Origin of the sequence: Streptomyces sp. NBC_01267 (genome assembly GCF_036241575.1) — a bacterium.
GTDB lineage: Bacteria > Actinomycetota > Actinomycetes > Streptomycetales > Streptomycetaceae > Streptomyces.
This window is the reverse complement of sequence record NZ_CP108455.1, coordinates 568,284-590,372: the sequence shown is the minus strand read 5'-3', so window position 1 is coordinate 590,372 and position 22,089 is coordinate 568,284. Positions and strand designations below refer to the sequence as shown.

Annotated in this window: 15 protein-coding genes, 1 pseudogene and 1 riboswitch; of the genes and pseudogenes, 12 read left to right on the top strand and 4 right to left on the bottom strand. The window is 71.5% G+C overall.

The window, feature by feature from the left end; genetic code table 11:
• The first annotated feature begins 37 nt into the window (after positions 1-37).
• Positions 38-514, top strand: coding sequence for a phospholipase (locus OG709_RS02865; RefSeq protein WP_250300288.1), 477 nt, complete (start codon positions 38-40; stop codon positions 512-514).
• A 102-nt stretch (positions 515-616) separates the two neighbouring features.
• On the opposite strand, the gene OG709_RS02860 is transcribed toward OG709_RS02865, so the two are convergent.
• Positions 617-1,456 (bottom strand): aldo/keto reductase, encoded by an 840-nt coding sequence (locus OG709_RS02860; protein WP_374211255.1) that lies wholly within the window; start codon positions 1,454-1,456, stop codon positions 617-619.
• Positions 1,457-1,683: 227 nt separating this feature from the next.
• On the opposite strand from OG709_RS02860, the gene OG709_RS02855 reads away from it, so the two are divergent.
• From OG709_RS02855 to OG709_RS02845, 3 genes and pseudogenes are all read left to right on the top strand, one after another.
• Positions 1,684-2,874, top strand: coding sequence for an acyl-CoA dehydrogenase family protein (locus OG709_RS02855; protein WP_329164662.1), 1,191 nt, complete (start codon positions 1,684-1,686; stop codon positions 2,872-2,874).
• A 779-nt stretch (positions 2,875-3,653) separates the two neighbouring features.
• Positions 3,654-3,830 (top strand): annotated as a pseudogene (locus OG709_RS02850) (ECF transporter S component); the annotation flags it as partial.
• Between the two features lie 47 nt (positions 3,831-3,877).
• Positions 3,878-4,000: riboswitch (cobalamin riboswitch) on the top strand.
• A 122-nt stretch (positions 4,001-4,122) separates the two neighbouring features.
• A complete protein-coding gene (locus OG709_RS02845) occupies positions 4,123-4,884 on the top strand; it encodes a (2Fe-2S)-binding protein (RefSeq protein WP_329164660.1) in 762 nt (253 codons plus the stop codon).
• A 288-nt stretch (positions 4,885-5,172) separates the two neighbouring features.
• On the opposite strand, the gene OG709_RS02840 is transcribed toward OG709_RS02845, so the two are convergent.
• The gene (locus OG709_RS02840; RefSeq protein ID WP_250300272.1) at positions 5,173-6,183 is read right to left on the bottom strand and encodes a LacI family DNA-binding transcriptional regulator; all 1,011 of its coding nucleotides are present in this window, start codon (positions 6,181-6,183) and stop codon (positions 5,173-5,175) included.
• A 174-nt stretch (positions 6,184-6,357) separates the two neighbouring features.
• On the opposite strand from OG709_RS02840, the gene OG709_RS02835 reads away from it, so the two are divergent.
• The 5 genes from OG709_RS02835 (at position 6,358) to OG709_RS02815 (ending at position 15,244) form a co-directional block, all read left to right on the top strand.
• Entirely contained in the window at positions 6,358-7,668 is a 1,311-nt protein-coding gene (locus OG709_RS02835; protein ID WP_250300270.1) for an MFS transporter, read from the top strand.
• Between the two features lie 137 nt (positions 7,669-7,805).
• Positions 7,806-10,271 (top strand): beta-glucosidase family protein, encoded by a 2,466-nt coding sequence (locus tag OG709_RS02830; RefSeq protein ID WP_329164657.1) that lies wholly within the window; start codon positions 7,806-7,808, stop codon positions 10,269-10,271.
• Positions 10,272-10,479: 208 nt separating this feature from the next.
• Positions 10,480-11,427, top strand: a complete 948-nt coding sequence (locus OG709_RS02825) for an oxygenase MpaB family protein (RefSeq protein WP_326695378.1) — start codon at positions 10,480-10,482, stop codon at positions 11,425-11,427.
• Positions 11,409-13,646, top strand: a complete 2,238-nt coding sequence (locus OG709_RS02820; RefSeq protein WP_266644414.1) for a serine/threonine-protein kinase — start codon at positions 11,409-11,411, stop codon at positions 13,644-13,646. Before OG709_RS02825 ends, OG709_RS02820 begins: the two co-directional genes overlap by 19 nt.
• Before the next feature lie 38 nt (positions 13,647-13,684).
• Positions 13,685-15,244: a phytoene desaturase family protein gene (locus OG709_RS02815; protein ID WP_329164656.1), complete on the top strand. Its 1,560-nt coding sequence runs from the start codon at positions 13,685-13,687 to the stop codon at positions 15,242-15,244.
• 33 nt (positions 15,245-15,277) lie between these two features.
• On the opposite strand, the gene OG709_RS02810 is transcribed toward OG709_RS02815, so the two are convergent.
• Positions 15,278-16,003 (bottom strand): DUF4232 domain-containing protein, encoded by a 726-nt coding sequence (locus OG709_RS02810; RefSeq protein ID WP_250300260.1) that lies wholly within the window; start codon positions 16,001-16,003, stop codon positions 15,278-15,280.
• A 179-nt stretch (positions 16,004-16,182) separates the two neighbouring features.
• Positions 16,183-17,994 carry a serine hydrolase gene (locus OG709_RS02805; protein ID WP_329164654.1) on the bottom strand — a complete coding sequence of 604 codons (1,812 nt, stop codon included), beginning with the start codon at positions 17,992-17,994 and terminating at the stop codon, positions 16,183-16,185.
• Positions 17,995-18,198: 204 nt separating this feature from the next.
• On the opposite strand from OG709_RS02805, the gene OG709_RS02800 reads away from it, so the two are divergent.
• The 3 genes from OG709_RS02800 to OG709_RS02790 all read left to right on the top strand — a co-directional run bounded on the left by OG709_RS02800 (position 18,199) and on the right by OG709_RS02790 (position 22,028).
• The gene (locus tag OG709_RS02800) at positions 18,199-19,305 is read left to right on the top strand and encodes an NAD(P)H-dependent flavin oxidoreductase (RefSeq protein WP_250300256.1); all 1,107 of its coding nucleotides are present in this window, start codon (positions 18,199-18,201) and stop codon (positions 19,303-19,305) included.
• Positions 19,305-20,864 (top strand): acyl-CoA synthetase, encoded by a 1,560-nt coding sequence (locus tag OG709_RS02795; protein WP_266644419.1) that lies wholly within the window; start codon positions 19,305-19,307, stop codon positions 20,862-20,864. The genes OG709_RS02800 and OG709_RS02795 overlap by 1 nt, the downstream gene beginning before the upstream one ends.
• Positions 20,865-20,927: 63 nt before the next feature.
• The gene (locus tag OG709_RS02790) at positions 20,928-22,028 is read left to right on the top strand and encodes a calcium:proton antiporter (protein WP_329164652.1); all 1,101 of its coding nucleotides are present in this window, start codon (positions 20,928-20,930) and stop codon (positions 22,026-22,028) included.
• The last annotated feature ends 61 nt before the right edge of the window (positions 22,029-22,089 follow it).

Sequence of the window (22,089 nt, the reverse complement as noted above, 5' to 3'; positions counted from 1 at the left end):
CCCGCACCGCACGTATCCCCCCACGGAGGACTTCCTCATGCGTACCCGATCCGCAGGGCGGCTCGCCGCTCTCGCCCTTTCCCTCTGCGCCGCCGTACTGGCCGCCTCTCCCGCGGTCGCCGCCCCGGCGGACAAGGGCCAGGTACTCAGCAGCTGGACCCAGACCAGCGCGGCTAGTTACAACTCCTGGAACGCCGCCCACCAGAACCAGGGCGCCTGGAGCGCGTACGGCTTCGACTGGTCCACCGACTACTGCTCCAGCTCGCCCGACAACCCCTTCGGGTTCCCGTTCAAGACCGCCTGCGCGCGCCACGACTTCGGCTACCGCAACTACAAGGCCGCGGGCACCTTCGCCGCCAACAAGGCGCGTATCGACAGCGCGCTGTACGCAGACCTCAAGCGGGTGTGCGCCGGGTACTCGGGTGCGAGCGGGGCCGCTTGCACCGGGCTGGCCTGGACGTACTACCAGGCCGTCGACAAGCTCGGCTCCCTCGCTCCCACCGTCGTGGGCTGACCCCCACGTACCGGTCCGGCCCGGCTGTCCGGCCGGGCGGACCGGTCACGCCCGCCGGTACCACGGGTCCACCGCCCGCCAGTACCCCACGGGTCCACCGCCCTACGGCACGTAGTTGAAGGTGTCCGGGTCGGGACCGGTGCGCTCCCCGCGGTCCAGGGCGGTGATCGCCGCCATGTCGGCCTCGGTCAGCTCGAAGTCGAAGAGCGCGAAGTTCTCCTCGACGCGGGAGCGCGTGACGGACTTCGGGAACACGATGTCGTCCCGCTGGAGGTGCCAGCGCAGCGTGACCTGGGCCGTGGAACGCCCCAGCCGCCGGGCGATGCCGGTGATCGTCGGGTCGTCGAGGACCTTGCCCTGGGCGATCGGGGACCAGGCCTCGGTGGCGATCCGGTGCCCGGCGCCGAAAGCGCGGACCTCGTCCTGCGTCAGATAGGGGTGCACCTCGATCTGGTTCACCGCGGGCACGATCTCGGTCTCCTGGAGGAGCCGCCGCAGATGGTGCGGCTGGAAATTGGACACCCCGATGGCCTTGGCCCGTCCGGAGCGGTAGATCTCCTCCATGGCCTTCCAGGTCTCGACGAAGTCACCGACCTCGGGCAGCGGCCAGTGGATCAGGAACAGGTCGAGGTAGTCGAAGCCCAGCTCGGAGAGGGTCCGGTCGAAGGCCTTGAGCGCGTCGTCGTGCGCGTGGAAGCCGTTGTTCAACTTGCTGGTGACGAAGACGTCCGTACGGGGGAGTCCGGACGCGACGACCGCCTGACCGACTTCCTTCTCGTTGCCGTACATCTCGGCGGTGTCGATGTGCCGGTAGCCGATCTCCAGCGCGGCCAGCGTCGCCGCCTTCGTGTCGGCCGGCTCGATCTGGAAGGTGCCGAAGCCCAGCTGGGGGATCTGGACGCCGTTGTTCAGGGTGATGGTGGGAACCGCGTTCACGATCATTCCTTGCCTCGTCCGGATGATGCCTCGGGCAGGGGCGGCCCGCGCCGACCCACTGGATCCAGAGTGCAACGGCCCAGGGCCCCTGTCGCATCGGCTGCCCGGACGGCGGTCCTTCGTACGGCCCGGCCGATTCCGGAGATCCGAAGAAGACCGGTCATCGCCATTCCAAAAGACTGGAACGCGTTCTACTGTGCCCCTCGATCCGATGCCGTTACCGAGGAGGGGCCGTGCACCTCGAATACACCCCCGAGCAGCAGCGGCTGCGCGCCGAACTGCGCACCTACTTCGCCGAACTGGTGCCGGACAACGCCTACGCGCGCTACGCGGACGCGGGAGCCCAGAAACGCTTCTACCGCGAGACGGTGCGCAGACTGGGCACCGACGGCTGGCTGGGCGTCGGCTGGCCCGAGGAGTTCGGCGGTCGCGGACTCTCCCCGATGGAGCAGTTCATCTTCTTCGACGAGGCCGCGCAGGCGGGCGTACCGCTGCCGCTCATGGCGCTCAACACCGTGGGTCCGACCCTCATGCGGTTCGGCACCGACGAGCAGAAGGCGTACTTCCTGCCGAAGATCCTCAAGGGCGAGATCGACTTCGCGATCGGCTACAGCGAGCCCGACGCGGGCACCGATCTCGCCGCGCTCAAGACCCGGGCCGTACGCGAGGGCGACGTGACCACCGGGCACTACACGGTGAACGGGCAGAAGATCTGGACCACCAACGGCGACACCGCCGACTGGGTCTGGCTCGCTGTCCGTACGGACCCGGCCGCCCCCGCGCACAAGGGCATCACGATGCTGCTGGTGCCGACCGACGACCCCGGGTACTCCTGCACCCTCATCAACACCCTCGCCTCGCACGACACCACCGCCAGCTACTACGAGAACATCACGGTCCCCGCCTCCCGCCGCGTCGGCGAGGAGAACAAGGGCTGGCGGCTGATCACCAACCAGCTCAACCACGAGCGCGTCACCCTGGCCGCCCACGGCACCATGGCCATCCGCGCCCTGCACAACGTGCAGTGCTGGGCGGCCGACACCGAGCTCGCCGACGGGCGCCGGGTCATCGACCTGGGCTGGGTGCGCGGGCGCCTCGCGAGGACCCACACCAGGCTCGACGCGATGAAGCTCCTGAACTGGCAGATGGTCAACGCCGTGCAGAACGGGACGCTCACCCCGCAGGACGCCTCGGCGGTCAAGGTGTACGGATCGGAGGCCCGCCGGGACGCCTACGCCTGGCTCATGGAGGTCGTCGGCGCGGCAGGATCTCTCAAGGAGGGATCCACGGGCGCGGTGCTCCACGGTGAACTGGAGCGCGGCTACCGCTCGGCCGTCATCTTCACCTTCGGCGGCGGCAACAACGAGATCCAGCGGGAAATCATCTCCTGGATCGGGCTGGGGATGCCCCGCGTGCGGCGGTAGGCCCTGCGGGCGGGACGGACGCAGTCTGCCCGCTCGTCTCGACCGTGGCGGTGGCGCGGTGGCGCGGTGGCGCGGTGGCGCGGTGGCGCGGTGGCGCGGTGGCGCGGGGGCTCGGAATGCCGGAGGCCCGGGAGAACGGGAGAAGAAAGGTCCGCGAGGAGGTGGCCCGGCTGCGCGCGGGGGCCGAGCGTGTGCAGGGCCGTGCTCGCGGTAGAGGAAGGCTCCCCTGGTAGGGCTGGCCGAATCCCGCCCTACCTGTGGGTCGCTTGATCTGTTGCCATGGCTGAGGGTGGCGGGGGCGGCACCGTGGGATGGGGGTGTTGTGGGGCCAGGGGCCTCTCCCCTGAACGGAGCACGGACCGGCGAGCGTTGCAGCGATGGCTGCTCGGCAGGTTCACCCTGACCGATGTGATGACCGACACCGCGTTGCCGCCGGGAACGGACCCAAGGGAGGCGTTCGATTTGATCAGGCATGGGCGGCAGGAGCTGGACCGGTTGCTCCACATCGTGGATACGCCTGGGACCGCCGAGGCGGCGTAGTACACGACCAGCCCGAGCGGTGATCAAACTCCTGCCCGGCGAATGCCGATGGAGACCGCCGGTGAGCCGGGACTCGACGAGATCCTGCTGCAGTGGCGGCTTTCCGGCGGCTGCGTTTCATGGGGCCACCAGCAGGCCGTGGCGTCTCAATGGCCCCAGGGTGCAGGGCTCTTCCGCCGAGGACCAGGCCATTTCTTTCCGCCGTCCGACTCAACGCCTGCGTCTCGCTCGTCATCGCCCTGGCGGCCTCCTTCGGCTGGGACACCGGGCGGGCCGTCACCAACTTCGTCTGCATCATGCCGGCCGGACCTGCGGTGCTGACCACGTTCCGGCGCGCTGCCCGACGGGCCCGGTTCCAGGCTCCGGTGCACTTCACGCCGGCCCGCCCGGCGGCACCCGACAAGGAGCAGCGCTGATCCGGATGTGGAACGGCTTGATTGACCCGCCGGAGAAACGGGCCCTACGCTCCCCGTGGAGTGATGGCACAAGGAAGCTGGTGAGATTCCAGCACGGTCGCGCCACTGTGAGCCACGCCACCGGAAGGTGGCCGGCGAGTCGGACACTGAGCCCTCACTCCGCCCGTACACGCAAGGGACGCACGATCCCAGAGGGAGGGCTCACCTTGAGTACCGTTTCCACATTCCGTCCGGTGGCCGCACCGGGCGCGATCGGGACCGCCACCTCGCAGCAGCCGGACCCTGTTCCGGCATGAGCAGCCCTCCTGCGGCGAGCGCGGTGATCGGGGAGATCGCCGAGCTCGGTCCGTTCTTCGCCGTGCAGGCCCACCCGCCCGGCGTGGAGCCGCCCGAGCCCTGGCAGCGGATCACCCGCCCGCTGCTCGAAGCCCGTGTGACGGGTGTACGGGACTGGCTGGCCGCGGCCGGCGGGCAGTCGCCCGACGCGGTCGAGATCCGGGTCGCGGCATCCGTCGCCCACCTGGGACTGGCCGCCCGGCTGATCTCACCCGCACTGGCCGCCGCCGTCCTGCACGGCCTGGTACCCGCCCCCGGCCTCGCGGATCTCCGGTGGCAGCCCGTGATCGGCGGCCAGATCCCCCTGTCGCTGCCCAGCGATGCCTTCACCGACCTGTCGCTGCCCGCCGGTGCCTGCACCGGCGGATCCACGGTTGCGCCGACCCGGCTCGCCGACGAGCTGAGCAGTCGTCTGCTGGACGGCCCACTGCGTGAACTCGCCGATGCGATGGCGGAGTTCACGGTCTCCCGGCGCATCCTGTGGGGCAACACCGCCTCGGCCGTCAACGGAGCCGCGTCCATGATCACGACTACCCGCCCGGACCTCACCGCACGGACCCGTGCCATCACCTCACGTCTCCTGGAACGGCCCCCACTGCGCGACGCGAGCTGTACGGGGCCCGACGGAGCGTTCCGGCGGCGCAGCTGCTGCCTGATCTACCGCGCCGCGCCCGGTGCCTCAGGGGCTCTGTGCGGGGACTGCGTACTGTCCCGTTGACCAGGCCGCTCACCCGGCCTTCGCACCTGTGGAGGAACCGCCGCGCGCCGACGTGCCGAGCCTCGCGGAATCGTCCTGGGCGGAGCGCCGGCCGTCGCGCTCGCACCGGAGGAGTACGGACGGCCGGGCCTGGCCCGCCGCCGGCTCGGTGGCCAGGGCTCCCGCAGGAGCGCCCCGAACCGCGACGTGGCGCTGACCGAACCCCGGTCGAACCCGGACCGGCTCCGACGCCCTCGCCCACGAGTGGCCGCCCCCGCGCCGACCGCTCGTGGGCGGGGGACGCGCGGCTCAGGACGTCTCGCGGCGGACCAGGAAGGGGGTGGCCAGCACGCCGGCCACTACCGATTCCGTGCGTGCGGGCCGTTCCAGCACGGAACGCACCGCAACGCACAGATGGTCGGCGATCTCCACGGGATCGAGGGCGACCGAGGAGAGCATCGGCCGCAGGAATGTGGCGATGGCCAGGTTGTCGGCGCCCACCAGGGCGACATCGCCCGGTATCGTCGCGCCCTGGTCGTTCAGGGCGCGGTGCAGCAGCGCCCCGTACTCGTCGTTGTAGGTGAATACGGCGGTCGGACCGCCGGGCCGCCGCACGGTGGCGGCTGCGGAGGCCGCTGATTCGTGGGTGGCCTCCATGGTGATCTCCTCACCGCGCGCGCCGGCCGCGCGAGCCGCGTTCTCCAGCCCTTCGGCGCGGGCACGGCCCAGGCCCTCCAGCGGCCCGGCGGGGATGATCGCCGCGAGGCGCCGGTGCCCGACGGCGAGCAGGTGCGCTGCTGCTTCGGCGCCGATCCGTCCCTGGTCGAACTCCAGCGTGTCGGCCCAGGGCGTGGGGCCGCTGGAGATCATCAGAACCTCGGTCCCGGCGCGGCGCAGCAGGGCGACGGAGGATTTCGTACACCGGTCGGCCGTCACCAGGACCGCCGCGGGGTGCAGTTCCGCCCACATGCGTGCCGCCGCCATGCCGGTGGTCCCGCGATCCCCGTGCACCAGCAGGGTCAGGCCGTCGGCCCGGAGCTTGTCGGAGAGGTGCTCGATGGTGGCGTCGATGATGGGACCGAGCGGGAGCTCGGGCAGCGGCATCACCACCAGCCGGCTGGTTCCCGCGCGTAGTTGGCGCGCCGACACATTGGGGGCGTAGCCGAGCTCCCGCACGGCGGCCAGGACGCGTTCACGTGTGGATGGCGCGATGCGGGAGTTGGGGACGTCGTTGACGACGAGCGAGACCGTGGAGCGCGACACGCGTGCCAGCCGCGCGACGTCCGCGCTGGTGGGTGCCCGTCCGGCGGCTGAGTTCACGGCGTCTCCTGCGAATCTGTGGCTTCGGTCCCGAATCCTAGCCGGGCCTCCGGTGGGGCTTCACAAATCTGCTCACACGTGTGAACATCATGGAGGTGCTCACACGTGTGAGCAATGCCTTCCCCGGAGCCGTACGAGCCGCGCGAACCGTGCCAGGACGCCGACGCCCTCCGCATGACTGACAACGAGGTCACCATGATCACTTCGAGATCCGGGCACCGCGCCGACTCCGGTACCGCGCTCGTGGACGAGCCGGGCACCAGCCCCGGACGGCAGCCCGGCGAGCGCCGCCTGCTGGGCGGCCTCATGGCCAACAGCGTCGCGCTGTACGCCGTCTACGGCGCGGTACCGGCCGTGCTGCTGGCCGACCTGGTCGGCCAGGTGGACCCCGAGAACAAGTCCACCGCGCTGGGAGTCATCAGCGCCATCGGCGCGATCGCCGCGATGCTGGCCAACCCGATCGCCGGGGCGCTGTCCGACCGCACCCGCAGCCGCTTCGGGCGGCGCGCGCCGTGGATGGCGGGCGGAGCCCTGCTGGGCGGACTGTCGCTGATCGCGGTCGGGTCGGGCAACAGCCTCCTGTGGATCGCCGTCGCCTGGACCCTCGCGCAGATATGTTTCAACGGCCTGCAGGCGCCGCTGACCGCGGTCGTCCCTGACCGCACCCCCGTGCACCGGCGAGGCGTCTTCTCCTCGGCGGCCGGCCTGGCGCAGATGCTCGGCGCGACTCTCGGTACCGCACTCGCCGCCGGTTTCGCCAACGCGCTGGGCCTCGGATTCGCCGTCTTCGGCCTGCTGGTCATCGCCGGTACGGCCGTGTTCCTCCTGCTCAACAGGGAACCCTCCACCGCCGGCGCCGAGGTCGCCCCCTTCCACCTGAAGGCGTTCCTGGCCGGCTTCTGGGTCAGCCCGCGTCGCCACCCGGACTTCGCCTGGGCCTTCCTGGGCCGCTTCCTGATGATCCTGGGCTACTACAGCGTCTCGTCCTACCAGCTCTACATCCTGGAGGACTACATCGGCCTGAGTCACAGCCGCGCCAACGACCTGGTGCCGCTGCTGAGCCTCGCGATGCTGCCCGGCATGATCGTCATGATCTTGGTGATGGGACCGCTGTCGGACCGCGTCGGCCGCCGCAAGCCCTTCGTCGTCGCCTCCTCCCTGGGCATGGCGGTCGCGCTGGTCGTGCCGTTCATCGTCCGCTCGGAGGGGGCCATGTTCGCCTTCGCCGTGATCGCGGGATTCGCCTTCGGCACCTACATGGCCGTGGACACCGCCCTGATGACCCAGGTCCTGCCGAACCAGGGCGACGCCGCCAAGGACATGGGCGTCCTCAACATCGCCAACTCCGCACCCCAGGCCCTGGCCCCGGCCGTGGCTGCCGCCGTCATCGGCCTGCTCGGCGGGTACCGCCCGCTGTTCGCCGTCGCGATCGTCCTGGTCGTGGCCGCGGCGCTGAGCGTGCAGCCGATCCGCTCGGTCCGCTGACCCCTGACCACCCCCCAAAAAACGGAACAGCAGTGGACACGGGGTGACACCGTGACCGCCGCTCTTTCCCGAGGATCCGCCGTCGGCCGGACCTGACACCGGTCGACGGCGGGCACCGCACCCCGCAAGGAGATCTCATGCAGCACAACGAGGCCGTCGAGGCCCGTATCGAAGAACTGCTCACCGGACTCGATCTCGAAGGCAAGGTCCGCCTGCTGACCGGCGAAGGGATGTGGAGCACCCATCCCGAAGCAGCGGTCGGTCTGCGCCGCATGGTGCTGTCCGACGGCCCGGCCGGCGTCCGCGGTGAGGCGTGGGACGAGCGGGACACCTCGGCCAACCTCCCCTCTCCCACCGCTGTCGCGGCGACCTGGGACGAGGAACTGGTCCACCGGCTCGGCGCGCTGCTGGCGGCCGAGGCCCGCCGCAAGGGCGTGGACGTCCTGCTCGGCCCCACCGTCAACCTGCACCGCAGCCCGCTGGGCGGCCGCCACTTCGAGTGCTTCTCCGAGGACCCGCTGCTCACCGCCCGCATCGGCGCGGCCTACGTCAACGGCGTGCAGGAGCACGGTGTGGCCGCCACGCCCAAGCACTTCGTCGGCAACGACTCCGAGACCGAACGGATGACCGTCGATGTCCAGGTCGACGAGCGCACCCTGCGCGAGCTCTACCTGGCCCCGTTCGAGCAGATCGTCGCCGACGCCGGTCCCTGGCTGGTGATGGCCTCCTACAACGCGGTCAACGGACCCACCATGACCGAGAACCCGCTGATCGACGACGTCCTCAAGGCGGAGTGGGGCTTCGACGGCGCGGTCGTCTCCGACTGGACCGCGGTGCGCTCCACCGACGCGGCGGGGGCCGCGGGCAACGACCTGGCGATGCCCGGACCCGCCGGGCCCTGGGGCGACGCCCTGGTGACCGCCGTGCGCGAGGGACGGGTCCCGCAGTCGGCGATCGACGAGAAGGTACGCCGCCTGCTCCGCCTCGCCGCCCGGGTCGGTGCGCTGGACGGCTTCGCACCGGCTGCCCCGGCCCCCGCACCCGTGGCCGACCAGGACATCGCCGCCCTGCTCCGCGAAGCCGCAGCCGCCGGTACCGTCCTGCTGCGCAACGACGCCGGTACCCTCCCGCTGAACCCCGGCGCCCTGCGCCGGGTCGCCGTGATCGGCCCCAACGCCGCCCACGCCCGTATCCAGGGCGGCGGCAGTGCCACCGTCAACGCCCCCTACGCGATCTCCCCGCTCCAGGGCCTCACCGACGCGCTGTCCGCCCACGGCGTCGAGGTCGTCCACACTCCCGGCGCCTACGCGACCACCACCATGGCCCCCTTCACCACCGACCAGGTCGTCGACCCGGTCAGCGGACTCCCCGGCGTACGGGCCCGCCTGCTGGACGCCGACGGCGCGGAACTCCTCAGCGAGCACCGCACCAGTGGCCGCCTCGTCTACCTGGGCGTCCCTGCCCTGGAGCACACGGCGACGGTCGAGGTCACCGCACGCCTGCGCGCCGAGGAGGCCGGCGTGCACCGCATCGGCCTGGCCGGCGCCGGCTCGATGCGGCTGGAGATCGACGGAGAGGTCCGCATCGACGAGACCGTCACCCTGGAGAGCGGTGACCCGGTCGAGGCCTTCCTCAACCCCCCGCAGCGCTACACCGAGATGCATCTGGAAGCCGGGCAGGAGGTGGCCTACCGGCTGGTCCACACCGTGGTCAGCAACGCTCTCGGCGCGGTCATCCTGACCGCCGCGCTGCGCACCCCGCGCCGGGACAGCGCGGCCGAACTCGACCACGCCGTCGAGCTGGCAGCCTCCGCCGACGCCGTGGTCCTGGTGCTCGGCACCAACGAGCAGGTCGAGAGCGAGGGCTACGACCGCACCACTCTCGCCCTCCCCGAGGGGCAGGACGAGCTCGCGGCCCGCATCCTGGCCGTCGCCCCGACCACCGTGGTCGCCATCAACTCCGGCGGTCCGGTCCTGATGCCCTGGGCCGACCGGGCCCCGGCCGTACTGCTCAACTGGTTCCCCGGCCAGGAGTACGGCAACGCCCTGGCAGACGTTCTGCTCGGTCACCGCGAGCCCGGCGGCCGGCTGCCCACCACCTGGGCCGCCCGCCAGGAGGACGTCCCGGTCATCGATGTCACCCCCGCCGACGGGGTGCTGCGCTACGGCGAGGGACTGCACATCGGCCACCGGGCGTGGCTGCGCAGCGGCGCGGAGCCGGCGTTCTGGTTCGGCCACGGCCTCGGCTACACCACCTGGTCCTACGACTCCCTCGCCGTTCACCAGGGCGCCGACGGCAGCTGCGAGTTGCTCGTCGAGGTGACCAACACCGGGACGCGGCCCGGCCGGGAGGTCGTCCAGGCGTATCTCGGCCGCCCGGAGTCCGCCGTCGAGCGGCCGGTGCAGTGGTTCGCGGGCTTCGCCGCCGCCACCGCGCAGCCCGGCGAGTCCGTCCGGGTGCGTATCGCCCTGCCGGCCCGGGTGTTCGCCCACTGGGACGTCGAGGCCCACGCCTGGCAGGTCGAACCGGGAACCTTCGACGTCCAGGTCGGGTCCTCGGCCGCCGTCGCGGCACTGCGGGCCGAGGTTCGCCCCCAGGCGTAGCCGACGGCACCACACGGGTACCGCCGTCTGCTGTTCGCGGAAGTGCGACCAGCAGGGGGCGGTACCCGTCCGAGGCGTACCGGGACCACGGCCGGGCGCGGCATCACGCGGGTCGCCGAAGCCGCACAGCCGGTCGGCTCCCGCATTGCACAGAGGAACGCCGAAGGCCGTCAACGCCCCCAAGGAGGCTGCGGTCATACTGCGGAGCATGAGCGATGCACCCCGGACGACGTACGGAGCGGATCCCGGCCTCTTCGGCCCCGCCTCGGTGACCTGGCAGCTGCACTCCGACCCGATCATGTGGGTGGCCGGGATCCGCGCCCTCTACCTCCAGGCGCTGCACCCCCGGGCGGTGCGCGGCGTCATACAGAACTCGGACTTCCGCCGGGACGCCTGGGGCCGGCTGATGCGTACCGCGGGTTTCGTCGGGACGGTCACCTACGGGACGACGGAGGCCGCCGAGCAGGCGGGGGCCCGGGTCCGGAGGATCCACCGCCACCTCGGGGCCACCGATCCGGACACCGGGGAGCGGTACGGGGTCGACGAGCCCGCACTGCTGCTCTGGGTGCACTGCGCGGAGGTCGACTCGTACGTGAGCGTCCTGCGCCGTTCGGGGGCGCTGACCGGCGACGACCGGGCCGACCGCTACATCGACGAGAACCGGGAGAGCGCCCGGCTGGTCGGTCTCGACCCGGCCGCGGTGCCCGCCGACCGGGCCGCACTCGAGGGGTACTTCGCGGCCGTGCGCCCCGAGCTCGCCGCCACCGCGGAATCACGCGAGGTCGACGACTTCCTGCGCAGGCCGCCCGTCCCCGCCCTGCTCACGCCGGCGCGCGAAGTGCTCTGGCGACGGGTGGCCGCGCTCGCTTACGCCTCCCTGCCTCCGTACGCCCACGAGCTCTACGGCAGACCGGCGCCCGCCGAGGAGACCGTCACCCGTCGGCTCACCGTCGCGGGCAACGCCCTGCGCTGCATCCCTGCCCGGCTTCGCTGGCAGCTGCCACCAGGCCATATTCTGAAAGCCATGGCACGCCTGGGCCCCGGCAGCCGCCCGGCACCGTACAAACTCCGGACACCGGACGCCATACTGGACGGGCCGGAGAGGGTGCAGCTACGCGACGGGGGCGACAGCACGAGATGGCGGACACCAGGCTGATCCACGGCCGGTACCGGCTGCTCGATCTGATCGGGCGCGGGGGCATGGGCGAGGTGTGGCGGGCACGTGACGAGTCACTGGGCCGCCTCGTCGCGGTCAAGTGCCTCAAGCCGCTGGGACCCCAGCACGACCAGTCCTTCACCAGGGTGCTGCGCGAACGCTTCCGGCGGGAGGCCCGGGTGGCAGCCGCACTCCAGCACCGCGGTGTCACCGTCGTCCATGACTTCGGGGAGTACGAGGGTGTCCTCTACCTCGTCATGGAACTGCTGGACGGCCGTAACCTCAGCCAGCTCCTCGAGGCCGACGAACAGCATCAGCTGCCGGTGCCCGTGGTCGTCGACATCGCGCGTCAGGTGGCCTCGGCCCTCGCGTACACCCATGAACAGGGCATCGTCCACCGGGACCTGAAGCCCGCCAACATCATGCGGCTCGCCGACGGCACCGTGAAGATCTGCGACTTCGGGATCGCCCGGCTGGGCCACGACATCGGCTTCACCTCCCGGCTCACCGGAACCGGCATCGCCATGGGAACCCCGCACTACATGTCGCCGGAACAGATCGGCGGCGGGGGCGAGGTCGACCACCGCAGCGATCTCTACTCGCTGGGCTGCGTGCTCTACGAGATCGCCACCGGGCAGCCGCCCTTCGACCTCGACGACGCCTGGGCGATCCTGGTGAGCCACCGGGACACCGTGCCCGAGCCGCCGCGCAGCCACCGGGCCGAACTGCCCGCGTTCTTCGACCGGGTCGTCCTGGAACTGCTCGCCAAGAGCCCGGACGACCGGCCCAGGGACGCCAGGGAACTCGGCCGGCGTCTCGCCGCCGGTGCTCCCGCCCCGGAGCTGCCCGCGGTCCCCGCGCCGCGGCCCCCGGAGCAACTGCCGTCCGCCGCCCCGGCGCTGCCGTCCTGGACCCGCGGGATGACCACCGGCCACAAGGCGACCGGCACCTGGACGGTGACCTCCACCCCGACCGACCGGGCCACGGCGCTGACCGGCGAATGGACCACGGCGGCGCCGCGCGGTACCGGCCCGGTCCCGCTGTCGTCCACCGGGCAGCGCCCCACCCCGGACCCGGGGCTCGTGGCCACGCTCACCGGCCGCCACAACGCGGGCCTCAGCCTGAGCAGGCTGGGCCGCTGGGCGGAGGCGGGTGAGGTGCACCGCGCGGTGGCGGCCGAGCGGGAACATGTACTGGGCCCCGGCCACCCGGACACCCTGGCCAGCCACTACGAGGTCGGGTTCACGCTCAGCCGCACCGGGCGGGCGGCGGACGCGCTGCGCGAGTTCACCCGGGTCGCCGACGGCCGTGAACGGGCCCTGGGCGCCGACCACCCGGAGACCCTCGCCGCCCGCCAGGAGATGGCGTACGTCCTCGGGCAGTTGGGCAGGCACTTCGAGGCGCACCAGGTGTACGCGTCGGTGCTCGCCGCACGGCAGCGCACCGTCGGCCCCGATCACCCGGACACGCTGCGCTGTCGCCACAACCTCGCGTTCAACCTCAGCAGGCTCGGACGGCTGGAGGACTCCTACCGGATGGCGTGCGACGTCGCCGCGGTGCGGGCCCGGTTGCTCGGTGCGGGTCACCCGGACACGTTGGTCACCCGGTACGAAGTGGCCTACACGCTGGGCCAGTTGGGGCGGTGGCCGGAGGCGCTGGCGACCTACCAGGAAGTGGCGGCGGCCCGTGCGCAGGCGCTCGGCGCCGACCACCCCGACACCCTCGCGGCCCGCTACGAGGTCGGGATCAGCCTCGGCAGGCTGGGCCGCAGCGCCGAAGCGCTCGAACTCTTCCGCACCCTGGTCGCCGATCGCACCCGGGTCCACGGCCCCGCCGACCCGGAGACGCTGCGCGCCCGCCACGGCCTGGGGGTGAACCTCGGCCGCCTCACCCGCTGGGAGGAGGCGCTCGCCGAGGCGCGCGAGGTCGGCGCGCTCCGTGCGCAGGTGCTCGGCGCCGATCACCCCGACACGCTCGTCAGCCGCCGCGAGATCGCGGTGGGGCTGGGCTGGCTGGGCCGCTGGGCGGATGCCCTCCTGGTCTACCGGCAGGTCGCCGCGGACCGTGAGCGGGTGCTCGGCGTCGACCACCCCGACGCACTGGCCAGCCGCAACGACGAGGCGCACTGCCTGGAACAGCTCGGCCGCGGCAGCGAGGCCGCCGAGCTCTACCGGCAGGTCGCCGCGCGGCGGCAGCAGCGGAGCGCGCAGGGCCACTGACTCCGGCGGCCGGTGATCGGCACGTGCTACGAAGGGGCATGCCCGCACAGGACTCGTACGACATCGTGATCGTCGGCGGCGGCCACAACGGACTCGTCGCCGCCGCCTACCTCGCCCGCGCCGGACGCTCCGTCCTGGTCGTCGAACGGCTGGGGCACACCGGCGGGGCCGCCGTGTCCACCCGGCCGTTCGACGGTGTCGACGTACGGCTCTCGCGCTACTCGTACCTGGTCAGCCTGTTGCCGCGGAAGATCGTGCGGGAGCTGGGGCTCCGGTTCGAGGTCCGCGGGCGCACGGTCTCCTCGTACACCCCGGCGGTGCGGGGCGGCCGGCCCACCGGGCTGCTCGTCGGCGGGGGAGCGGACCGTACCCGCGCGTCCTTCGCGGCGCTGACCGGCGGGGACGCGGAGTACGAGGCGTGGCGCTCGTTCTACGGGACGACCCGGCAGGTCGCCGAGCGGGTGTTCCCGACACTCACCGAACCGCTGCCCGGCCGCGCGGAGCTGCGGGAGCGGATCGCCGACGACCAGGCCTGGCGGATGCTCTTCGAGGAGCCCATCGGCGCCACGATCGAGGAGCGGTTCGACGACGACCTGGTCCGCGGGGTGGTGCTCACCGACGCGCTCATCGGCACGTTCGCCGACGCGCACGATCCGTCACTGGAACAGAACCGCTGCTTCCTTTACCACGTCATCGGCAACGGCACGGGCGACTGGGACGTCCCGGTGGGCGGCATGGGCGCGCTCACCGACGCCCTCGCGACGGCCGCCCGTGACGCGGGCGCCGAGATCGTCACCGGGCACGAGGCGACCCGTATCGAGACGGACGGTGTCCGGGCCGAGGTGACGTTCCGTACGGAGGACCGTGAGGCGAGCGTCGCCGCGGGTCATGTGCTGGTGAACGCGTCGCCCGAGGTCCTCGCGACACTCCTCGGGGAGGAGCGGCCCCCGCCTGCCGAGGGTGCTCAGCTCAAGGTCAACATGCTGCTGCGCAGGCTGCCCAGGCTGCGCGACCGTACCGTCGACCCGTGCGAGGCCTTCGCGGGTACCTTCCACATCGCCGAGGGGTACGGGCAACTGGCCACGGCCCACGCGCAGGCGGCGGCCGGCGGGCTCCCGGCCGCGCCGCCGTCCGAGATCTACTGCCACTCGCTGAGCGACCCGTCGATCCTCGGTCCCGGCCTTGCCGCGGAGGGGTACCAGACACTCACCCTCTTCGGTCTGCACACCCCGGCCCGGCTCTTCGCCCACGACAACGACGCGGCGCGCGATGCCCTGTTGAAGGCGACGCTCGCCCAGCTCGACGCGCATCTGGAGGATCCGGTCACCGACTGCCTCGCGCTCGACGCGGACGGCCGTCCGTGTATCGAGGCGAAGACGCCACTGGACCTGGAACGTGAACTCCGGCTGCCCGGCGGCAACATCTTCCACCGGGCGCTCGCCTTCCCGTACGCGGACCCGGACGGCGAGCACCCCGGCCGGTGGGGTGTGGAGACGGCGCACGCGAATGTCCTGCTCTGTGGCGCGGGCGCCGTCCGGGGTGGCGGTGTCAGTGGCATCCCCGGCCACAACGCCGCCATGGCGGTCCTCGGAAACTAGTGCCGCGACCGGCACCAGGACCTGTCCGGCAGGTCAGGAACCGATCGGGTTCACGTAGGTTGCCGGGTGCGTGGCGCCGTCCTGCTTGGTGATGGCACCACCGAACGGCCACTGGAGCGCGAACTGCGTCTTCTCGTTGGGCGGGGTGATACGCACCAGACCGGGCTCGAACGTGCCTGAGCCCTTCTCCAGGGTGGCACCGAGGGTGATGCTGAAGTCGGTGGTGTCACCGGGCGACAGCGAGATCGTGGTGACCGGCTTCGACGACCGGGCCAGCGACCAGGTGCCGTCACTTGCCTGGTTGCCGACGATGTCGACGCCCGGGAACCCGCTCAGCGTGCAGGTGCGCTTGCTGATGTTGGTCAGCGCGACCGAAGCCTGCGTCTGGTTGTCGGACTTCATGTCCGGGGCGGCGTCACCGCCCATGGCGAAGCCGGCCTTCAGCTCGGACGTGTGGCAGCGGGACGACGCAGAGGCAGCGGCCGGGGCGCCCTTGCCGCTGGAGGAGTTGGGGGCGGCGGCGGGCTTCGCACCACCGGTGGACCCGGTGCCCGCGGCCTCGGGGGGATTGCCGCTGCCGTCCTTGGTGCTGTCGGACGAGGACGAGCCCGAGGAGTCCGAGGCGGAGGCGGAACTGTCCTTCGCGCTCGATCCCTTGCTGTCGGAGGAGGACGAACAGGCGGCGGCACCCAGGCTCAGAGCCGTGACGGCGAGCAGCGCGGCGACGCGGCGGGGAAGGCGGCTGAGCTGTGTGTTCATGGGTGTGGGGCCTCCGGTGTGGGCAGCAGATGATCTACGTCCGTCATCACGCCCGGATCCCCGGGGCGGTTGCAGTAAGACCGAACTGATGGGTGTGACATAGGTCTCGTCCGGTCAGGAGAACAACCCTTGCGGGAAAGCCCTCCTGACCGGCCGTCACCGGAGGTCACCGGACGGTGTCAGTCGGCGGACCGGGTCCAGCCCACCGCCTCGATCAGGGAGGCGTCGCGGGTCCGCGTCCCGTCGAAGACCGTACGCCGGCCGTCCTCGACCAGGATCGCGTCGACGTACGTGCCGCGGCCGACGTACAGCGGATCGGTGGTGTACCGCCAGCGCAGCCGGATCTCCTTGCCGTGCCACGCCGTCAGGTCCGCGTCCAACCGGTGCCAGACACGTCCGGACCACCCGTCCACCGAGCCCGTCGGATGCGACTCGGGGCCCTGGCCCTTGCGGGTGGTGGAGAACGGCACCGGCTGCCAGGTCGCTCCGGCGTCCGCGGAAGCCTCCAGGCGCAGGAAGTCGGAGTGCGGCTCGGTGTCCCACCAGACGGAGGCGCTGAGGTGCGCCCGCTCCGACACCGGACCGAGGCCGGGCAGTGTGAGCGTGGCGGTCGTGGCGCTCTCCATCCCGGAGAACCACGCGGTGCGCCCGTGCGGGGGCCGCACGGGCACGGCTCGGGCCAGATGGTTGCCCGCGGCGACCCGGGGCGCGCTTCCGGTACGCCAGTTGCGCACCGGATGGACCGAGTTGCCCAGCACGATCAGGAAGGAATCGGTGGACGGGTCGAGCACCAGGCTGGTGCCGGTGAATCCGGTGTGGCCCGCGGTGCGCGGGGTGGCCAGCGCCCCCATGTACCAGTGCTGGTAGAGCTCGAATCCCAGGCCGTGGTTGTCGCCGGGGAAGTCGGTGTTGAAGTCGGTGAACAGCAGATCGACCGACTCCGCGCCGAGGATGCGGGCCTTTCCGTACGCGCCGCCGTTCAGCAGGGTGCGGGCGAGGACCGCCAGGTCCCAGGCGCAGGAGAAGACTCCGGCATGACCGGCGACGCCGCCGAGGCTGTAGGCGTTCTCGTCGTGCACCTCGCCCCACACGAGCCCGCGGTCGAGTCCCGACCAGGGCAGCCGGGCGTCCTCGGTGGCGGCGATCTTCGGCTTCCAGGCGGCGGGCGGGTTGTAACGGGTGCGGTGCATTCCGAGCGGAGCGGTGATCTCGTCGTGGAGCAGCACGTCCAGGGTCCGGCCGGTGATCTTCTCCAGGACCAGTTGCACGGAGATGAGATTGAGGTCGGAGTAGAGGTACGCGGTGCCGGGGGCACTGATCGGCGCCTCGTTCCACAGCAGCCGCAGCTTCCCCTCCCGCGTCGGCTCCTTGTAGAGGGCCAGCGTCGCGCGGAACCCCGAGGTGTGCGTGAGCAGTTGGCGCACCGTCACGTCCTGCTTGCCCGCGGCTCCGAACTCCGGGAGGTACGAGGCCACCTTCGCCGTCAGTTCCAGCGCGCCGCGCTCGATCTGCTGCACCGCCAGGAGCGAGGTGAACAGCTTGGAGACGGACGCCAGGTCGTAGAGGGTGTCGTCGGCCGCCGGGATCTGCTGGTCCGCCGGGAACTCGACGCCGGTGTCGGACTTCTCGTCGTACGCCGAGTACCGCACCGCCTGCCCGATCGGCTGGTGCAGCGCGACCGTGCCCCCGCGTCCGGCCAGCAGTACGGCGCTCGCGTACCACGGGTGCTTGGGGGAGGGGCCGAGGAACGTCACGGCGTCCTTCACGAGCAGTTCCAGGTGGTGGGGCAGCAGCCCGGCCTGCTCCGCGGTGCCGCGCCGCAGCGTCGGACGGCTGGATCCGCCAGGGGCTCCGGCGCCCGTGGCGGCTCCGGTGACCGCGGCGGCCGGTCCCGCGGGCAGTGACGCGAGAGCGAGTGCGCCACCCAGGGCCAGCATTCCGCCACCGAGCCGACGTCTGCTGAGGTCCCCGCCCCTTGCGTTCGCGCTCATCACAGCACTCCTTGAAAGTATCTTTCGGCGCCTCGATCAACTGCGGAAACTTTCTGCCATCAGTGCGAGGCTGTCAACCCTCGCCCCGCGTGTCCCCGGTGCTCCGTTGTTCCCGGGGTCTCAAGGGGCCGGTGCGTCAAAGAATCTGACACAGCATCAGAAAATCTCTTCCCTCGGTCGCTCCGCTGGGGCATCCTGCGCCCCATGGAGACGGAGCTGAGTAAGAAACTGGGGATCGAGCACGCCATCTTCGGCTTCACGCCCTTCCCCGCCGTGGCCGCCGCCATCACCAGGGCCGGCGGATTCGGCGTACTCGGAGCGGTCCGCTACACCGCCCCCGACGATCTGGCGCGTGATCTCGACTGGATGCAGGAGCACACCGACGGGCTGCCGTACGGCCTCGACGTCGTGATGCCGGCCAAGAAGGTGGAGGGGGTGACCGAGGCCGAGGTCGAGGCGATGATCCCGGAGGGACACCGCCAGTTCGTCCGGGACACCCTCGCCAAGTACGGCGTCCCCGAACTGGCCGAGGGCGACGTCTCCGGCTGGCGCATCACCGGCTGGATGGAGCAGGTCGCCCGCAACCAGCTCGACGTCGCGTTCGACTACCCCGTCAGACTCCTCGCCAACGCCCTCGGCTCCCCGCCCGCCGACGTCATCGAGCGCGCCCACCGGCACGACGTCCTGGTCGCAGCCCTGGCAGGCAGCGCCAAGCACGCCCGGCGGCACGCCGAAGCGGGCATCGACGTCGTCGTCGCGCAGGGGTACGAGGCGGGCGGCCACACCGGCGACATCGCTTCCATGGTGCTCACACCCGAAGTGGTCGACGCCGTGTCCCCGTTGCCCGTCCTGGCAGCCGGAGGCATCGGCAGCGGGGAACAGATCGCGGCGGGCATCGCGCTGGGCGCCCAGGGGGTGTGGCTCGGCTCGCTCTGGCTCACCACCACCGAGGCCGAGATGCACTCCCGCGCCCTCACCCGGAAACTCCTCGACGCGGGCTCCGGCGACACCGTGCGCTCCCGCGCCCTCACCGGCAAGCCCGCCCGCCAGCTGCGTACCGAATGGACCGACGCCTGGGACGACCCCAGCGGCCCCGGCACCCTGCCCATGCCGCTCCAGGGGCTGCTCGTCGCCGACGCCATCTCCCGAATCCAGAAGTACGAGACCGACCCGCTGCTCGGCACCCCCGTCGGCCAGATCGTCGGCCGGATGAACTCCGAGCGCAGTGTGCAGGCGGTCTTCGACGATCTGACGCGCGGCTTCGAGCGGGCCGTCGACCGCATCAACCGCATCGCCGGACGGAGTCAGTGATGGCGTCGCAGAACGAGAACCCCAACGGCTTCTGGGCCCAGGCCGCAGCCGACCCCGGCCGTACGGTACTGACCGCGCCCGACGGCGCGCAGTGGAGCGCCGGACAACTGCACGCGTCCGCCAACCAGCTGGTGCACGGGCTGCGCGCCGCCGGTCTCGAACGCGGTGACGCCTTCGCGGTCGTACTGCCGAACGGCGTCGAGTTCCTCACCGCGTACCTCGCCGCCTCCCAGGCCGGTTTCTACCTGGTCCCCGTCAACCACCACTTCGTCGGCCCGGAAATCGCCTGGATCGTCTCCGACTCGGGGGCGAAGGTCCTCATCGCCCACGAGCGGTTCGCGGAGGCCGCCGTGGCCGCCGCGGAGGAAGCCGGACTGCCCGCCGACCACCGCTACGCCGTCGGTGACATCCCCGGATTCCGCCCCTACGCCCAACTCCCGGGCGGGCAGCCCGAATCCGTACCCGAGGACCGCACCCTCGGCTGGGTCATGAACTACACCTCGGGCACCACGGGGCGGCCCCGCGGCATCCGCCGCCCGCTGCCCGGCAAGCTGCCCGAGGAGACCTACCTCGGTGGATTCCTCGGGATCTTCGGCATCCGGCCCTTCGACGGCAACGTCCATCTGGTCTGCTCGCCGCTCTACCACACCGCCGTACTCCAGTTCGCGGGAGCGGCCCTGCACATCGGCCACCCGCTGGTCCTGATGGACAAATGGACCCCGGAGGACATGCTGCGCCAGATGGACGCGTACCGGTGCACGCATACCCACATGGTGCCGACCCAGTTCCACCGCCTCCTGGCGCTGCCCGACGAGGTCAAGCAGCGCTACGACGTGACGGCGATGCGCCACGCCATCCACGGGGCGGCGCCGTGCCCCGACCACGTCAAGCGGGCGATGATCGACTGGTGGGGGCGGTGCGTCGAGGAGTACTACGCGGCCAGCGAGGGCGGCGGCGCCTTCGCCACCGCCGACGACTGGCTGAAGAAGCCCGGCACGGTCGGCAAGGCCTGGCCCATCAGTGAACTAGCCGTCTTCGACGACGACGGGAACCGGCTGCCGCCCGGCGAACTCGGCACCGTGTACATGAAGATGTCCACCGGCGGGTTCAGCTACCACAAGGACGAATCCAAGACGAAGAAGAACCGCATCGGTGACTTCTTCACCGTCGGCGACCTCGGCATCCTCGACGAGGACGGCTATCTCTTCCTCCGCGACCGCAAGATCGACATGATCATCTCCGGTGGCGTCAACATCTACCCGGCCGAGATCGAGTCCGCGCTGCTCACCCACCCGGCGGTCGCCGACGCCGCGGCCTTCGGCATACCGCACGCCGACTGGGGCGAGGAGGTGAAGGCCGTCGTCGAACCCGCCGAGGGACACGAGCCCGGAGCGGCCCTCGCCGCCGAGATCCTCACGCACTGCGAGACCCTGCTCGCCGGATACAAACGCCCGAAGAGCGTCGACTTCACCGAGGCGATGCCGCGCGACCCCAACGGCAAGCTCTACAAGAGGCGTCTGCGCGACCCGTACTGGGAGGGCCACCAGCGCGCGCTGTGAACCGCCGGGCCCGGCGGGGACGCTCACCGGGCGACAGCTGATCACCTCTGTCAGCGTGGCCTCATGAGAGCGCCGAGCCGGACACTGGCGGAACAGTGGACCGTAGTGGTCCCCGTGGTCGCGGTGGTGGCCCTGATCTTCAGCTGGGGCCGCCACCTGCCGGTGTTCGCCGTGGTCCTGGTGGCGCTGTGCCTGGCCGGAGCGGTGCTGGCCGCCGTGCACCACGCGGAGGTGATCGCCCACCGGGTGGGGGAGCCCTTCGGGTCCCTGGTGCTCGCCGTGGCCGTCACCGTCATCGAGGTCGCGCTGATCGTCACCCTGATGGCCGACGGGGGCACCAAGTACTCCTCGCTCGCCCGGGACACCGTCTTCGCCGCCGTGATGATCACGTGCAACGGCATCATCGGCCTCTCCCTGCTCGTCGGGGCGTTACGCCGCGGCCTCGCCGTCTTCAACGCCGAGGGATCGGGTACCGCGCTGTCCTCCGTCGCCGCCCTGGCCACCCTCACCCTGGTCCTGCCGACCTTCACCACGAGCAAGCCCGGCCCGGAATTCTCCGGACCGCAGCTGGCCTTCGCCGCGATCTCCTCGCTCTGTCTGTACGGCCTCTTCGTCGCCGTGCAGACCGTGCGCCACCGTGACTACTTCCTGCCGCTCACCCAGCAGGGCGAGATCCAGGGCACGGACGGCCACGCGCCGCCGCCGAGCAGACGGGTGGCCCTGCAGAGCCTGGGGCTGCTGCTGGTCGCACTCGTCGCCGTGGTCGGCAACGCCAAAGCGATCTCGCCGACACTGGAGTCGGGCGTCGAGGCGGCGGGGCTGCCGCACGCGGTCGTCGGCGTGGTCATCGCGCTGCTCGTGCTCCTGCCCGAAACGCTCGCGGCTGTACGGGCGGCCCGCCGGGACCGCGTGCAGACCAGCCTCAACCTGGGGCTGGGCTCCGCGATGGCGAGCATCGGGCTGACGGTCCCCGCCATCGCCCTGGCATCGATCTGGCTCCCCGGACCGCTGCTGCTCGGCCTGGGAGCCACCCACATGGTGCTGCTCACGCTCACCGTCGTGGTGAGCGCCCTGACCATCCTCCCCGGCAGGGCGACCCTGATGCAGGGCGGAATCCATCTCGTACTCTTCGCGGCCTTCGTCTTCCTGGCCGTCAGCCCCTGAGCCTGCGCGCCCCCTCGGCCCACCCGCGCACCGTCCGTCCCTAGACCCGACCCCTTCCTCT

Coding starts and splice junctions, on each gene's coding strand:
- OG709_RS02865 (WP_250300288.1), top strand. CDS start 38: ATGCGTACCCGATCCGCAGGGCGGCTCGCCGCTCTCGCCCTTTCCCTC.
- OG709_RS02860 (WP_374211255.1), bottom strand. CDS start 1,456: ATGATCGTGAACGCGGTTCCCACCATCACCCTGAACAACGGCGTCCAG.
- OG709_RS02845 (WP_329164660.1), top strand. CDS start 4,123: ATGAGCAGCCCTCCTGCGGCGAGCGCGGTGATCGGGGAGATCGCCGAG.
- OG709_RS02835 (WP_250300270.1), top strand. CDS start 6,358: ATGACTGACAACGAGGTCACCATGATCACTTCGAGATCCGGGCACCGC.
- OG709_RS02830 (WP_329164657.1), top strand. CDS start 7,806: ATGCAGCACAACGAGGCCGTCGAGGCCCGTATCGAAGAACTGCTCACC.
- OG709_RS02825 (WP_326695378.1), top strand. CDS start 10,480: ATGAGCGATGCACCCCGGACGACGTACGGAGCGGATCCCGGCCTCTTC.
- OG709_RS02820 (WP_266644414.1), top strand. CDS start 11,409: ATGGCGGACACCAGGCTGATCCACGGCCGGTACCGGCTGCTCGATCTG.
- OG709_RS02815 (WP_329164656.1), top strand. CDS start 13,685: ATGCCCGCACAGGACTCGTACGACATCGTGATCGTCGGCGGCGGCCAC.
- OG709_RS02810 (WP_250300260.1), bottom strand. CDS start 16,003: ATGAACACACAGCTCAGCCGCCTTCCCCGCCGCGTCGCCGCGCTGCTC.
- OG709_RS02805 (WP_329164654.1), bottom strand. CDS start 17,994: ATGAGCGCGAACGCAAGGGGCGGGGACCTCAGCAGACGTCGGCTCGGT.
- OG709_RS02800 (WP_250300256.1), top strand. CDS start 18,199: ATGGAGACGGAGCTGAGTAAGAAACTGGGGATCGAGCACGCCATCTTC.
- OG709_RS02795 (WP_266644419.1), top strand. CDS start 19,305: ATGGCGTCGCAGAACGAGAACCCCAACGGCTTCTGGGCCCAGGCCGCA.
- OG709_RS02790 (WP_329164652.1), top strand. CDS start 20,928: ATGAGAGCGCCGAGCCGGACACTGGCGGAACAGTGGACCGTAGTGGTC.